The sequence below is a fragment of the Mesorhizobium sp. P160927 genome, assembly GCF_057766385.1.
This window is the reverse complement of record NZ_JBYMDW010000001.1, coordinates 1,931,980-1,946,738: the sequence shown is the minus strand read 5'-3', so window position 1 is coordinate 1,946,738 and position 14,759 is coordinate 1,931,980. Positions and strand designations below refer to the sequence as shown.

The window sequence follows — 14,759 nt, the reverse complement described above, 5'->3', positions numbered from 1 at the left end:
GATCGAGTGCGGTCTTCTGTCAGGCATTTGAGTGCGGCACTTGTCAGAGCCGCTGGCCGGTATGGTGATCCGCGCGGTGGCGTGACTGAAGCTGTGTGGCGTCGCATGCTTGGCTTGGCTCGCAGCGATGGCACGGTTTCGGCTGCCGCTTTAACATAAGCCACAAGCTTGAACCGGACGCCCGAGGCACCGAGCGGCTCGCCGTAGCGGCTAACGAACATCTGCTCGTTTGGCGCTCGCGGCTGCCGTTCCAACAGCCTTTTCAGCAGCAGCGCGGTTTCTGGCCAGAGTGGGCAGATGCGCTCCTTACGGCCCTTGCCAAGGAGCCGCACGCAACCCGGGCTATCGAACCGGATGGCCTCGGGACACACATCGAGCGCTTCCTGGGCGGATTCAAGCGGTCGTCGCAACACTCTGAAGTTGGAGGTTGCGATGAGCATTCGAAAGCGGCGATCGGCACGGTCTGGACGAGCGCCATTGCCTTCACCAGGACGGCCGCCTGTGGCGGGGCGCGATGAACAGATTAGATTCTGGCGGGCGATCGCCGCGGGGCTGGGCAGCGAAGATGCTGCGCTCGAAGCCGGAGTGTCGCAGCCTGTAGGAACCAGATGGTTCCGAAAGGCGGGCGGTATGCCACCAGCGATGTTCAGATCCTCGGCGAAGCCGCTCTCTGGGCGGTACCTGTCATTGGTGGAGCGCGAAGAGATCGCACTTCTCAGGGTACAGGGCCATTCCATGCAGGAGATTGGGCGCCGGCTCGGTCGGTCCGCCTCGACAATTTCCCGTGAACTGCGGCGCAACGCGGCCACCCGCAGCGGCGGGTTGGAGTATCGGGCGACGACTGCTCAGTGGCATGCGGATCGATCGGCCCGTCGGCCCAAGCCGACCAAGCTTGCGTTCAACGCAACCTTGCGCACTTATGTGGAGGAGAGACTTGCTGGCGTTGTCGTGGCCCCGAGCGGCGCTCTCGTTCATGGTCCCACCGTTACGTGGAAGGGCCGCCGGCATGGCCCGCGAAAGGATCGGCGATGGGCCAGGGCCTGGAGCCCGGAGCAGATTGCCCGACGCTTGCCGATCGACTTCCCGGACGACAAGACGATGCGCATCAGCCACGAAGCCATCTATCAGGCCCTCTTCGTTCAAGGCCGTGGAGTGCTGCGCCGCGAGCTGACGGCCTGCTTGCGAACAGGACGTGTATTACGGGTCCCCAGGGCGCGCGTACGTAGGCGAGGCAAGGGCTTTGTCTCACCGGAGATCATGATCAGTCAGCGTCCCGCCGAAGCGGCCGATCGAGCGGTGCCGGGACATTGGGAGGGAGACCTCATCCTCGGTCTTGGCAGCTCGGCGATCGGCACGTTGGTCGAGCGCACGACGCGCTTCACGATGCTACTGCATCTTCCCCGGCTCGTGGGGCATGGCGAAGCTCCGCGCACGAAGAACGGACCTGCGCTCGCGGGACATGGAGCTGAGGCCGTGCGTGACGCGATTACGCGCACCATCATCACCTTGCCCGAAGAGCTACGCCGTTCGCTGACCTGGGATCAGGGAGCCGAAATGGCCCAGCACGATCGTCTCACGATCGATGCGGGTGTGCGGGTCTACTTCTGCGATCCGCAAAGCCCATGGCAGCGCGGCACCAACGAGAACACCAATGGGCTGCTGCGTCAGTACTTCCCGAAAGGCACCGACCTGAGCATTCACAGCGCCGACGAGATCGCCGCCGTGGCAGCGGCCCTCAATGCACGGCCGAGAAAGACCCTGGGTTGGAAAACGCCGGCAGAAGCGCTTGACGAGTTGTTGCCATGAGTGAACACAATCGGTGTTGCGACGATCGCTTGAATCCGCCTTGTATTCGTGCCCCACTATTGTAGAGGAACGAGAGCAACGCGTGATCGCGCAGGTCTTCGAGGATCGAGTGGTCTGGCTGGGCAAGGATCGCCGTCACTTCCGCCCGATCCAGATAACACGGTTCTGGTTGCAAGGATTTGCAAGATCGCATGGTCCCACAGCCCCGCCGACGTCTTGTCCGTCCTCGCGGTTTCCAGCACCGCGGCGATCTGGCCCCGCTACAGGATCGAGGGCACCCCTTCATAGGCGTAGAGCAGTGGCGCGATGATATGTGATGACTGGTCGGTCGCAATGTGGCCTGTCCTATGGAGATAACGCAACTTAATGAGCCGCTCGACCGTTCCAAGCCGCACTAGTGTAACCGGCGTCAAGTCACCAGATCTGGTAGCTCGCCACGAACATCAAAAGTTGGTATTTCTAAATCTGTTAGTAAACGGTAAAGGAAGATTCCTCCTGAAATTTCATTAATATTCAGAGGAAGCTTCACGGATTACGATGCGTCCGTCTCGTCGTTAACATATATGATCTCATCATATACGGCCATTCCCAATCCACAACGGTGGTTTTCTTTTAAGCATATGTATTACCTTAGCAGTAAAGTCACCCGCCTACAGCAGAAGCCCGCCAACCTGCATCCTCGCCATTCAGCAGTCGACGGAATCGAGAAGAGGTTCGCAGGGATGGAGACGGGCGCCATCCGTGGATGGACTGCCATCGTCCCATCGTATCTTTCATTCTCGCCTTCCGAAAATGCTGCAATCAGTGCAGAAGACCAATGCTCCACGGCCATTCGCTCGACATAACGATTAACCTCGACAATCTCGCCCGGAACTTCAGCGAGTTCCGGGCTCTTTGCCCTAACGCCAGTGTTGCGGGTGTAGTCAAGGCGGATGCCTACGGAACAGGCCTCAGTGCAGTCACTCGCCGGTTGACCTCTGACGGTTGCGCAGTTTTTTTCGTGGCGCATCTCCAGGAAGGGGCTCAGCTCCGCCAGCACAACGCTGTCTCTGAGGTATATGTCCTAAATGGACTCCTTCCCGGCTCCGAGCCCGCTTATAAGACGCTCAACCTTAAGCCGGTGCTCACTTCGGAGCTTCAAGTTCGGTTTTGGATCGAGTTCTGCGAACGTGAGGCCTGGACCGGCGGAGCCGCCCTGCATATCGACACTGGGATCAATCGACTCGGCTTCCGCGTCGAGGAACTAGGTGATCTGAAACGTCTGATCGAAGGTCGCACGCATTATTTCGATCTAGTCATGAGCCACTTGGCCTGCGCCGACGATCCTTCAAATCCTCGTAATAGGGGGCAGATTGAGACCTTCTGGGAGGTCCGAAAAGAGTTCGGAGCACTTCGGCGAGCCTCCCTCGCCGGCTCGGCGGGGTGCTTCCTCGGCCCTAGTGCCCATTTTGATCTGGTTCGTCCGGGTATAGGTCTCTACGGCGGCAACCCATTCACAAGCCGCAATAACCCGTTTCGACAAGTTGTTTCTGTAAATGCACGGCTCCTCCAAGTGAAGATACATCGGTGTGGAGAGTACGTTGGCTATGGAGCAGCTTACCGACTCGAAAGGGACAGCTTGATCGGGGTAATTTCTTTGGGCTATGCAGATGGATATCCCCGGCACCCAAGTATTGCTGGCAATCGAGATCGACTTCTGGTTTATTATAAAGGGCGGGGAACTCCCGTCATCGGCCGAGTTTCCATGGACACCTCGATCATTGATCTTAGCTCGGCAGCCGATCTACAGCCGTCGCTCGGCGATTTGGTCGAGGTCTGTGGCCAGTCGCAATCGGTTGATGAACTTGCCAAAGCAATAGGATCCATACCTAGCGAGGTCTTGGCGACGCTTGGCTCAAGATCCGTTCGATCGTATGTCGAGATTCAGAACTCTCGGTGACCTGACCTGCACTCGCGAACAAGATGGCGCGGATCGTGTGGGCTCTGATGATCACCGGCAAACGCTTTGAAGCTTCGGCCACCGCGTGACGCGGCCGTAGAGGATGCAGAGATTGGTGAGGTGCTAATGGTGTGATGACGGACGGTCGAGCCGGGATCGGACAAACCCGCTCAGTGGGTGCCGCTCGAAAAAGCGCGTTGACCTGTCTGGGATCCGATCAGCGGACTTCATCAGGGCCAGCGGCATGAAAACGCGCCGCACTTCAAAGGCCGTATACATGCCTGCACGAGCTATGGCTGAAACTGGGTGATGACGGTTTGAGAAGGGCGGCGTATCGAGGCGGGTGATGAAGCGCTGCCAGAACCTCACATGGGGAGGATTAGGTCAAGTGAATGCATCAGGGTGACATCAGGGTTCCAACCTTTGCTTTTGTCTCCAGGGTCCAAGCCCCTAATCGCATGACGCGGCTTGTTTCCGAGCTCGGTCAACCTCAGATCCGGTCGCCGCTCTTGGCGGCTGCACCAACATCCCGCTTGCGGCGGCAGGGGCTCAGGAAGACGAGACCATTCTCTCGAACGGCATTTCAAGCCATGGTTCTGGTAGGTTCGTCCACCTGGATCGGTCAGGACTGATCGGGTCCTGACCGATTACAGGATTGGTTCAATGGGGGTATCGTCAGGCGGCTTTCCCTCCGACGTTGCTCAGAATGGCGCCTTCGATCACGACGCCGGTGCTCACATATTTCCACAGCGCGACCAGCAATTTGCGGGCAAGCGCCACGATCGTCGTCTTGCGCTGGCGGCCACCGTTGCGCTCGACGCGCTCGTGGAACCAGCGGGCGAGTGCCGAGTGTGGCTGGTGGCGCAGCCACAGCCAGGCAAGCTGGATCATCGTCGTTCGCAATCGCGGATTGCCGGCCTTCGACACGCCTTGTTCGCGGTTGATCGAGCCGCTCTGCCAAGGAGTCGGCGCGAGGCCGGCGTAGGACGCCACTTGCCTGCGATTGTCGAAGTGCCGGAACAAGCCTTCCGACCAGAGTAGGGCGGCGAACTCCGGCCCGATGCCTTTCAGGTTCAGCAACATCTCCACCGAGGCGGGCGTCGCCACGTCTTGTTCCTCATTCAGCAGCACGTCCCGCTCCGCCTCCACCGCCTTGATCTGCTCGAGAAGCAGTTCGAGCCGATCGAGTTCGCGGCTTACCTGGGCTTTGAGATGCTCCGGCAGCGCTCGGCCGTCGCCGGTTCGCAGTTCCTTGAGCCGCTCCCGTCGATCGCGGCGCAGCGGCTCGTATCCGGTGATGCCCTGGGCGAACAACAATCCCTTGATGCGATTGACATGCTGGATTCGCTCGGTGGTCAGCACCTTGCGCTCGCGCGTGACGCGGCGGCGATCCTCCTCTTCGGGGCTTGGCGCCTTGACCAAGGCGCACACCCGCGGCTCGCCGCGCTTGTAGGCGAGCAGCGTGCGGGCCAATGTCTCGCCGTCGAGCTTGTCTGTCTTCGCCCGCCGGCGTCGCCGCGACGTCGCGATCGATGCCGGGTCGACGACATGGCTTTCGACGCCTTCATTCTTCAGAATGCGACGATCCAGAATCCGTCGAGACCGGCCTCCTGGATGATGATGATCGGAAATGTCCGCCCCGTCCGCGCCTGCGCTTTCTCCGTGAGCTGCGAAAAGCGCGCCAGCAGTCCGGCGACATTGCCGCCCTGCACCGCGTGCTTCGACATCTTCTCTCCATTGCCCGGCGACAGCGATGTTATCAACCAACTCGATCGGCTCAATTCCATCGAAATGAAGATTGCACCAAGATCGGTGCGGATGGCGGTCGGTGCTTCGGGTCGGTCAGCTACAACAGGCATGGTCGTCTCCAGGGTGGTTGGTTCAACGACTCCACTCTGTCAGAGAGCGGGCCGCCATCCACCCCATGGGATCTCTCAAGGAGAGCGATACGCCATGAACGAGACTATCAACATTGTTCGCCTTCGTCAGCCCGACGAAATCGATGATCCCCTGACGGATGTGCTTCGCACCGGCGCGCGCAAATTGCTGGCGCAGGCGATCGAGATGGAGGCCGAAGCGTTTCTTGCCGAGATGCGGGATCTCAAGCTTCCGGACGGACGTGACCGGCTGGTCCGGCACGGTCACGGGCCGGAGCGGAGCATCCAGACGGGGATCGGGGCGGTGCCCGTCAGCCGGGTGAAGGTCCGGGATCGCGGCGCGAACGGTGAAGCGGAGCGCATCCGTTTTTCCTCATCGATCCTGCCGAAATGGGCGCGTCGGACACGAAGTCTGGATGCGCTTCTTCCCGTTCTCTATCTGCGCGGCATTTCGACGGGCGACTTTCAGGAAGCTCTGGCAGCTCTGTTGGTCAAGGAGGCGCCGAACCTCTCACCCTCGGTGATCACGCGACTGACGGCGGAGTGGGGCATCGAATACGATGGTTGGCAAAAGCGCGATCTTTCGGCGCGCCGCTATGTGTATGTGTGGGCGGACGGGGTCTACCTGCAGGCCCGGATGGAAGATCATGCCGAATGCATGCTGGTCCTGATCGGCGCCACGCCCGAGGGCAAGAAAGAGCTGCTCGGCTTTCAGACCGGCATTCGTGAGAGCGCACAGAGCTGGCGCGAGCTGCTGGTCGACGTCAAGCGTCGTGGCCTGCAGATCGCGCCCGATCTTGCCGTCGGCGACGGCGCGCTTGGCTTCTGAATGCGCTCGATGAGCTCCTTCCCGGCACCAAGCACCAGCGATGCTGGGTACACAAGACAGCCAACGTGCTCAACAAGGTGCCGAAATCGGTGCAGGCCGCCATGAAGACGGACTTGCGCGAAATCTTTTCCGCCCCGAACCGAGCCTCAGCCGAGACGGCGATTGCCGTCTTTCTCGAGAAATATGATGCGAAATACGGCAAGGCGGTCGACTGCCTGACCAAAGATCAGAATGCCTTGCTGGCGTTCTACGATTTCCCCGCCGAACATTGGGATCAGTGCGCACCAAGGGCTCGCTCTCCTCGAAAACCGCCAGGCTTTGGTCTTCAAGCTGGTCATGGCCGCGGCCAGGACGTGGCGACGACTGAGAGGACAAAATCAGTTGCCTAAACTCATCGCAGGTGCAACGTTCCAGGATGGAATCGAGGTAATTGAACTGAAGCCGCAGAGCGCCGCTTGATCAGCCTCGTCACCCAAATTGCAGCATAGCTCTTCCAAATGGCAATGGAAGCGCCTGCACGAAGCCGAAAAGCCCGCCGATCAACAGGTCGCCTGACCTTCACGCAACGCCATCCTAGAGCCTGCGCGCACGCGCGCGTGCCAATCATGCGGCCTTCATCGTACGCGTACCAGCGCTGTCGAAGCCCGGCGTTGCCAACACCAACTCGCCCGCCTGTACAGCCATGCCGGTGCGGGAGGTAAGTGCCGCAGACTATTCCTTTTCCCCAAGGCTCGGAAATGGTGTAATCGACCAATCGATTAAGTCGACGGCACGCTGAAGTATCGCCTCGGTCCGAGCACGGCTGGGCGAAGCGGCGATGACAGATCCCAAAGAGTCTCGGTAATCGCCTTTCCTGACAATCGGCGTGTTGGGTTTAACATACAATTTGACCTCGGCGACACCTTGCACAGCAGCCGCCCGACCGTCGCCATCGATCCAATCGAGGGTGCCATCGCAATCAGGAAGTAGGGACCGCCAGGCCGCCACGTATGAGTGCCTTCTGCGCAAATTCCATTCGTCGCCGATGACAAGCTTGATGTGCTCGGTAATGAGATCGACGCCGTAAGCCAGCTGAACTGGCTGAGGACCGCCAGTAAGACGCGGATTGACTTCAATGACGACTGGGCCGCGCTTCGTCCACCGCAGTTCAGTGTTCATTGGCCCCCAGCCAAGGTTGAGAGCTTGCAAACAGCTCAGCGAAACATCGGCGATACGTTTATACTCGTCATCAGTCAGCAGGGCCGGGAAGGTCGTCTCGCGAAAGACGAAATGCGGTGGGGGGCCGAAGTCACCGGCCTCAATGCCAATGACCTCTTTTCCCATTAAATGAGCGCAATAGTAGGGGCCCTGTGCGAATTCTTCGACCAGCATCCTCGGCGAAGACCGCCATATGTGCTTCCCACCCAACAGATAGGTCGTATGTTCGGCTAACTCGACGACGTTGCGGCACAATCGGACGCCGTAGCTGCCGTTGCCTACGGCTGGCTTAAGAACCACCGGCAGACCGATCTCCGCGGCAGAGATTTCTACCTCCATCGCATTCGCTGCCACGCGATAAGCTGGTACTGGAACGCCGGCCCCAGCGAGGAGCTGACGTTGTACGAATTTGTCGCAGCACCGTTCGATGGATGCCGGGTCCGGTCCCGGAAGATCGAACTGCCGGCAGAGTTTGCCAACTGTCGCATAAAACGCCTCTCTGGCGCACGTAATCCCAGCAATGTCGTCGGTCGCACGGAGCCGGGAACATTCGCGGATCAGCGCATCGAGATTGCCTGTGTCGACACGGATTGCCTCAATGCCTTCCGCCGCAAGATAGTCATACTGAGCTGGATCAGCCGACAGGGTGATTGGATGAAGACCAAGACGTTGGGCCGCTTGGACGTATAGCAGACCAGTACCGTATGTGTTGCCTTCAACCAGGATGAGCACTCTTCTTGCCATTGGCTGTGTCCCCGACGTTGCGTATTGTGCGGCGGTCTCAGCGTAAATCCCTCAGACCTTTTGGTGTACGTACCATTGTCAGCGATTTGCGGTCGCAAAGATCCTGTGAATTTACTTGAAGGATTTGTTGCTACGGTTGAATCCTGCTCGGGATCCTCGGTGACGATGCGGCATTGCAGAGCATGGTGCCGTTGAGCCTGATCTTGGCTTGCGGAGGCACGCTCGATTCTATCGATCGGCGCTTCTTCGGAACGCTATATCGATGCAGGGTAAGCGTCATCAGCTCGCCACCTCATACGATCGCGGAATGACGGATACTCTTGTCGATGTTGAGACGGGAGGCGGCAGCGACAACGCCGAACCATCATTGATGAAACACCTTCATTGTTTGCTGGCTTTCCACCCTGGATTGCCGGAAGGGCTACAAACTATCTCTACATGCTATGCATAACCGCTTGGAATCGTGGGCAAACATCTAGCTACCCGACATAGTCCGGCGGGGTAGATAGTGCCTGCCACGTCGATCAAGACATAGGCGCCACACGGCTGCCGTGCACCGGGTGATTGCTCCGCTCAAGACGTGCAACGCCTGGGAGACGCTCGACAACCGACAACCGGCGGGTGTGTTGAGTCAGCGACACGATGGTGTTGGGCCCGGTTCCTACGTTGCTCTTACTAAATCATCGAACAACGTTCAGAAATTTTCTCTCTGCGTCTCTTCTGCGCGGTTGGCACGACTTTTGCGGCTACTATTTGAGGCGGCGGGAGCTGCCGACCGGCATTCATGAAGTAACCGCGACCGATTGGACGAAGGAAGGAAAGCAATATATCAAAGGCAGCACGTCATCTTAAGCAGAGAAGCGCTCTTTCAGACCTTTGCCAGCCCTAATCCATTGACGGCCGACGCCGGCTCATGGTCTGGATGTTCATTTGGCACTTATAATTGTAAGCAGACTATGCTGTGCAGATGTAACTCAATACAAGATCGCATTCAAGGAGGAACACGATATGCATAACGCCACACTGATTTCGGCCGCACAGGAAGTTCTATCTAGGACGCGCCTACTTCTTCTTGCTGGGGGCTCATCAACTGAGCGCGACAGCTCTCTCACGACTAAAGATGCACTGTTGCCGTACCTTCAAAAACTGTGCCGTTCAGTTGACGTTGTAGACTCGAACGATGTAGACTATCTCCTTCGCGCCGTCCGCCAATGCGACTTCGTACTAAATGTTGTCTATGGCGCAGGAGGCGAAGACGGTACGATACAGGGGTTCCTTGACATCCTACGCGTTCCCTATTCCGGGCCATCAACCCTTCCCTCCGCGATTGGAATGAACAAAGAAATCTTTGTCTCATTGCTTCGCGGTTTGGGCTATCCGGTCCCACACGGCTGCTTGGTAACAGCCGTGGCAGATCCCTCGTCTTGGCCGCGCGAACTCCGGCAGTCGCGGGTACTGGTCCTCAAACCAATTGACGAGGGGAACAGTCTTGGAATCAAAATGCTGGATGGCCAGGCTGCAGCTCTGGAGGCAATTGCCCGAATCGAACCTACTGACCGCTCCAGATGGCGCCTTGAAGAATTCATCGATGGGCCATTCGGTACCATAGGCATTTTCCAAGTAGGCCTAGAGCTTGTCATAGGCGATGCGGTACTATTCGACCTTCCAGACGGCTGGCGCTTCTACGATGATCGGCTGAAGCGGAAGTTGGGAGATGAGCGTGCCACGCCGAGGATACTCTGTGGTCTGGCGGCAGAACGTATCCGCGATGATGCCCTCAGGCTTTATAGGCAATTGTACTGCAAAGGTCTTGTGCGCTTCGACTTTATCTATAACGACGGCGCCCCCGTCTATCTTGAGGCTAACACCATCCCAGGACTGTATCCTGGCAGCAATGCGGCACTCTCCTTCCAATCCGGGTTCTCGTTCGAAGAACTTCTCACACTGAGCACTGCTGCGCAAATTCCGGGGCAGCTAGAATGAGACCAGGTCAGGGCAGGTCCAGCACAGCAGCGTTCGCCAGTTGCCGAACCAGGCGGCACATAACTTTTCATCGAGATGCGGACCGACGCCACTTTGATTGTAACGAGGAAGTTGGACGGTTCGAACAACCTCACCAAATCAGTGGGTTTGTGATTCCATGGTGTGAACCTGAATTGGGGATCGATGCCATGGCGCCTGGCTTCTTTTTGCGTCGATTGAGGTGGTCGACTTTGTCCGCACAGGAAATGGCGTTTTATAAGTGGGCTGTCCACCGCTCCTCGTAGAATGCCGTCAGGTGGTGGCCCTCTGCATTATTCGATCGGCCCGTGCATACGTTTCAAAATACTTGCCTATATCCGCCACGTCGACGGCCTAGCCCATAGCGCGGTTCAAGCAACTGCAAAGCAAAAGCAGAAGGAATGCTCACCGCGAGGAAAAACAGGCCGACCATGGTCATCGGCTCAAGATACCGATAATGAATATTGGCAACGGTGCGAGCTTGGTTCATGAGCTCGACAACTGTAATGGTTGAAAGGAGCGGAGTTTCCTTAAACATGGCGACCACATAGTTGCCAAGGGCCGGAACCATAGGGGGTACAGCTTGCGGAATGACCACATTTCGCCATGTTTGATATTTCGTAAAGTTCAGGGCCCTTGCCGCCTCCCATTGGCCACGCTCCACACTTTCAATACCAGCACGAAAAATCTCGGAAGTATAGCTGGCATAGTGAATTGCCAGGGTAATGATGCCTGCGGCCAAGGGGCTAAGCAGTAACCCAGCGTCGGGGAGGATGTAAAAAACAAAGTACAGTTGAACGAGAAGCGGTGTTCCACGAATGAATGCCACTACATAAGACAACACGGCAGCGACGACACCGCCCGCCCACATCTTCGCCACGGCGACGGCAAGCCCTAAGACCATAGCGAGCGCAGAACCGATAAGACTAATCAGGATCGTGAGTTTCACGCCTTCCGTTAGCTGAGGCAGTATTTGCAAAGCAAATGACCAACTCCAGTCCATCGTCAGACCCCTTTCAACGGAACTTTGAAGATGCGCTCGAAACGACGCATCAGAGCTGATATTGCAATCGCAAGAACTAAATACACGATCAGGATTGTGATGAATGGCACGAACGTCTCGTTCGTCTGGCCGCGGACAGTTTGGGCGCGGAAGGTCAACTCGGCGAGGGATATCAATGAGACCACCGAGGTACCTTTAAGAAGCTCGATAAAGCTGTTCGAGAAAGGGGGGATCATCAGCGGCAATGCTTGAGGGAGCAGGACATATCGAAGGCGCTGCCAACGGCTCAAATTGAGGGCAACGCAACCCTCAAATTGCTCGCGAGGCAAAGCTAGCATTGCGCCCCTAACGATCTCCGACGCATAGGCGCCCGAGTTGAGACCCAACACAAGGACTGCCACTATGAAGGGAGAAAACCTAAGTCCTGCAAGCGGAAGAACAAAGTAAGCCCAATATAGCTGGACGTAACCTGAGGAACCGCGAAAAAATTCCGTAAATGTGCGTGCGACGCCGCGGGCCCAACGGCTATCCGACAGACGCGCGAAGCCGACTATGAAGCTGACAATAACTGACAGCAAGTTCCCCAGCAAAGTTAATTCGATGGTCAAGAGAACGCCCGACAAGATATAAGGGAGAAGCTGCGTCGATGTTAGGATCATAGGCTCAGCCCTGCGGCAACAATCTTACGCAGGAACGCTTTAGTTCGCTCCTCTTGTGGGTTCCGAAAGATTCGCCGGGGCGGACCCTCTTCTACAATCCTACCCCCGTCTAAGAATAGTACCCGATCGGCAAAATCGCGCGCGAAGCTCATTTCATGGGTAACAAGAAGCATTGTCATATCAGTCTCGGTCGCCAAAGTACGCATAACATTAAGTACTTCTTCAACGAGCTCCGGGTCTAAAGCCGACGTGACCTCGTCGAAGAGCATAACTTCCGGCTTTAATGCTAGCGCTCTCGCAATTGCAGCCCGCTGTTTCTGACCACCAGACAATTCAGCAGGCAAGGAATTAGCTTTGCCGGCCATCCCCACTTTTTCAAGGAGTTGCATAGCCAAATCTCTGGCTGCGGCTGGGGAGACTCCTTGAGTCAGAATCGGCGCAAGAGCAACATTGCGAAGTACCGACATATGCGGAAAAAGGTTGAACTGTTGGAATACCATCCCGATACTCCTTCGCGCAGCATGAAGATGAGCTTCACGTCGACGCGCACCGAAACTGGCAATTTCCGAATTCCACAATGGCATTCCGCCAACCAAGATGGCTCCAGCCTGGATCTCTTCCAGGGTCATTAGTATCCGAAGGATTGTCGTCTTGCCGGAACCGGACGGGCCAATCAGCGCAAGTTTTTCGCCGGGTGAGACCTCGAAACTCAAATCCGCGAGGACAGGGTAGGCACCATATGATTTACGGACAGCCTTAAATTGAACCATCGGTGCGGACACGATCTGTCCTCCTGAGCTATGCAAATTCCAGAAAAAGATTCAAGCCGAGCTCGCATTTGTACGTCGGATTTCTCATCGTTCGTCCAGGTGTCGGAGCCGCTTTTTGTGATCCTTGAGACGCGCTCCGGTGGAGCACGTCCCAAGCGACCATCACGATCGTATTATTTCGCGCAAAGCTTCTCCACCGACGCTTTGTCAACGCCGAAAGCGACACCTTCTTTGCCATATTTGTTCAGGATTTCCATGTATTTTCCATTGGCTCGAATCTTTTTGAGACCTTCGTTGTAGGCATCGCGAAGTTCGACATCCTCTTTGTTGAATGCCGCACCCCCGCAACCCAATGGCACATCTTCGGCCTGGACAAACTTAGTCGACGAATCTCCGTTTCGCTGCAGATCTGACGCCACACTTGCAGAGGTCGCAAAAACGTCGATACGTTTGTCAATCAGGAGCTTCAGGCCGCTCACGCTCTCAGGGTAGACAACAATCTTGTCCTCGGAAACGCCGGCCTTGATTGCATACTGTTGTTCTACGCACCCTCCGCAGACTCCGATCCTGAGAGACTGATCCGCGACGTCTTTGAAAGTTTTGACCTTGCCGACCAAGCTAACGGGAATGATGAAACCTGCTCCGTCACAGGAGATAGGGTCTGAAAAAGCGACTGCTTCACAGCGCTCGGGCTTGATGAAAAGAGCTCCTCCAGAAGAGATGTTCACGCGCTTGGACTGGAGGGCCGGTATTAATGCCCCATACTCCATTACTTGGCCCGTGACTTGGGAAATTCCGATTTCATTTAGAATTGCTTTATCAAGCTCTGGGCCTAATCCAGCAGGGGAGCCGTTTTCGTCCATTCGCATAAGCGGCGGGTCATTGGCGATGCCAATGATAACTCCAGATGTTTTCGCATCCGCCAGCGATCCTGCGCTCGCAGGCAGGGCTTCTGCAGCAATCGACAAGGCAAGAGCTGCGAAAACAAAAAGTTTGCGAGGACTAACCCCATTCACTTTTGTGGATGAATCGAACATTCTGTTCCCTTTCTTTTTTAATGCCGGCGCTCATGCGAACAGGCATTGGTTGTTAAGCCGGTCGGTATGGTCTGGCGGCGACTCCCGCCGGACACGTCCTCAATTTCGAGGGCCTCAGCGTGTGGCAGCGAGCAGTTGTCCGTATCCTTCGATCGGCTTGTGATAGCCGGCCAATCGAAGAGCGTCCCATGCCATCGCCTGCGTGCTAGATACAATCGGAACTCCGAGTTCCCTCTCAAAACGATCTATAAGCGGCACGATCGGCGTGGAGGTGCACGAAACGAAGATCGCATCCGGTGCAGAATTTTCGACGAGCACCTTGGCTGCATTGAAGATAGCTTCAGGGGTGAGCTCGCACATCTCGTCATCGCTACGACAATTAAACGTACCGTCGGCTACGACGTCGAACTCGTTTTCGCGCAAGAATGGAATGAATTTTCGATGAAAAACCATGTTATAAGGTGTGAGGAGGGCGACCCGCTTTGCGCCGAATTGCTTCAGTGCCGCAATGCTCGCAATTGCCGGAGAGGTATACTTGATCCCAGGTCTAGCTTGCCTCAGCTCTGACAGCAGGTTTTCGATTCCTAAAGTAACGGTTGCACTGGTGCAGCTGAATGCGAGCACGTCAATGCGGCCGGATGGAGGTAGAGTGTCAGTAACTGCAGTAAAGGTAGTTGGTAATTTAAACTTACCGTCACTGCTATGATCGTGTGCAGTCCTTGTTGCAAAGACGGAGACCTCGCCCTCCGGTATCATGCTGTTGAACGCATCTTCACCAATCTCATCAGTACTTAGGTAGATAACTCCTATACGGGCGACTGCAGGCAACGGCTTTGTTAGCGCTTGGAATTGAATTGTAGATGTAACCTGGTCCATGGTCGTCTCCCTAGTGTGTTT

General features: G+C 56.7%; 9 protein-coding genes and 2 pseudogenes. 4 read left to right on the top strand and 7 right to left on the bottom strand.

The genetic code is table 11. The annotated features are described in order from the left end of the window. The first annotated feature begins 432 nt into the window (after positions 1-432). Together AC3CB8_RS09400 and alr are read left to right on the top strand one after the other, a co-directional pair. Positions 433-1,806 (top strand): IS30 family transposase, encoded by a 1,374-nt coding sequence (locus AC3CB8_RS09400; RefSeq protein ID WP_352633030.1) that lies wholly within the window; start codon positions 433-435, stop codon positions 1,804-1,806. Positions 1,807-2,623: 817 nt separating this feature from the next. Further along, on the top strand, positions 2,624-3,745 hold the full coding sequence (gene alr, locus AC3CB8_RS09395; protein WP_352727165.1) for an alanine racemase: 1,122 nt from the start codon (positions 2,624-2,626) through the stop codon (positions 3,743-3,745). Between the two features lie 675 nt (positions 3,746-4,420). On the opposite strand, the pseudogene AC3CB8_RS09390 reads toward alr, so the two are convergent. Next, positions 4,421-5,604 (bottom strand): annotated as a pseudogene (locus tag AC3CB8_RS09390) (IS110 family RNA-guided transposase). Between the two features lie 94 nt (positions 5,605-5,698). On the opposite strand from AC3CB8_RS09390, the pseudogene AC3CB8_RS09385 reads away from it, so the two are divergent. Further along, a pseudogene (locus AC3CB8_RS09385) lies at positions 5,699-6,910 on the top strand (IS256 family transposase). 252 nt (positions 6,911-7,162) lie between these two features. Here the strand turns inward: AC3CB8_RS09385 and AC3CB8_RS09380 are convergent. Continuing rightward, positions 7,163-8,392 (bottom strand): ATP-grasp domain-containing protein, encoded by a 1,230-nt coding sequence (locus AC3CB8_RS09380; protein WP_352727167.1) that lies wholly within the window; start codon positions 8,390-8,392, stop codon positions 7,163-7,165. A 1,008-nt stretch (positions 8,393-9,400) separates the two neighbouring features. On the opposite strand from AC3CB8_RS09380, the gene AC3CB8_RS09375 reads away from it, so the two are divergent. Further along, positions 9,401-10,375, top strand: coding sequence for a D-alanine--D-alanine ligase family protein (locus AC3CB8_RS09375; protein ID WP_352727169.1), 975 nt, complete (start codon positions 9,401-9,403; stop codon positions 10,373-10,375). A 337-nt stretch (positions 10,376-10,712) separates the two neighbouring features. Here AC3CB8_RS09375 and ehuD read toward each other — a convergent pair whose 3' ends face one another. From ehuD to AC3CB8_RS09350, 5 genes are all read right to left on the bottom strand, one after another. Continuing rightward, complete coding sequence (gene ehuD, locus AC3CB8_RS09370) at positions 10,713-11,396, bottom strand: ectoine/hydroxyectoine ABC transporter permease subunit EhuD (protein WP_352727171.1); 684 nt, start codon at positions 11,394-11,396, stop codon at positions 10,713-10,715. 2 nt (positions 11,397-11,398) lie between these two features. After that, positions 11,399-12,055, bottom strand: a complete 657-nt coding sequence (gene ehuC, locus AC3CB8_RS09365) for an ectoine/hydroxyectoine ABC transporter permease subunit EhuC (RefSeq protein ID WP_352727173.1) — start codon at positions 12,053-12,055, stop codon at positions 11,399-11,401. Further along, positions 12,052-12,825: an ectoine/hydroxyectoine ABC transporter ATP-binding protein EhuA gene (ehuA, locus tag AC3CB8_RS09360; protein ID WP_435053114.1), complete on the bottom strand. Its 774-nt coding sequence runs from the start codon at positions 12,823-12,825 to the stop codon at positions 12,052-12,054. The genes ehuC and ehuA overlap by 4 nt, the downstream gene beginning before the upstream one ends. 173 nt (positions 12,826-12,998) lie before the next feature. Next, the gene (ehuB, locus tag AC3CB8_RS09355) at positions 12,999-13,862 is read right to left on the bottom strand and encodes an ectoine/hydroxyectoine ABC transporter substrate-binding protein EhuB (RefSeq protein ID WP_352727177.1); all 864 of its coding nucleotides are present in this window, start codon (positions 13,860-13,862) and stop codon (positions 12,999-13,001) included. 114 nt (positions 13,863-13,976) lie between these two features. Beyond that, a complete protein-coding gene (locus tag AC3CB8_RS09350; protein ID WP_352727179.1) occupies positions 13,977-14,738 on the bottom strand; it encodes a maleate cis-trans isomerase family protein in 762 nt (253 codons plus the stop codon). Positions 14,739-14,759: the final 21 nt, after the last annotated feature.